This is a genomic window from Streptococcus cuniculi (assembly GCF_004570575.1).
Taxonomy (GTDB): domain Bacteria; phylum Bacillota; class Bacilli; order Lactobacillales; family Streptococcaceae; genus Streptococcus; species Streptococcus cuniculi_A.
In genome coordinates, this window is record NZ_SPPD01000054.1 from 1 (window position 1) to 598 (window position 598).

At 67.4% G+C, this 598-nt stretch carries 1 protein-coding gene; it reads left to right on the forward strand.

The annotated features are described in order from the left end of the window. Positions 1 to 598, forward strand: a 598-nt coding sequence (locus tag E4T82_RS11995; protein WP_135182982.1) for a LysR family transcriptional regulator, incomplete at both ends; no start/stop codon positions are given.

Here is a 598-nt window from a genome sequence, read left to right on the forward strand (position 1 = left end):
GTTCGACAATCAGCAAGCTATAATTTCAGGTTCTGCAACGATGGACCGTCTCGACGCCATGGCTGTGTTCGTCGTCGTCGTCGAGACGGGCTCGCTCGCAGCCGCCGGGCGGAAGCTCGGACATTCGCCGGCGACCGTGACCCGGGCGGTGGCGATGCTGGAGGAGCGCCTGGGCGAGCGCCTGCTGCATCGCTCGACCCGTGCCCTGCGGCTGACCGAGCGCGGCGAGCGGCAGGCGGCCCTCTATCGCGGCATCCTGTCCGAACTGGCCGAAGCGGATGGTGCCGATGCGGCAGGTGACCGGATCACCGGCAGGATCACACTTACCGCCCCGGAGCTGTTCGGCCGTTCGATTCTGATGCCCGTCGTCGAGTCGTTCCTCGACGAGCATCCCGACATCGGCTTGCGCATGCTCCTGCTCAACCGCGTAGTGAGCCTCGTCGAGGAAGGCGTCGACGCCGCAGTGAGGCTCGCGACGCTTCCCGTCTCCGGCTTGATCGCCGTCAGGCTCGGCGAGATGCGGCGGTTGGTTTGCGCGGCGCCGCACTACCTCGCTCGTGCTGGGCTGCCGCAGACGCCAAGCGACCTCGGTCATCAC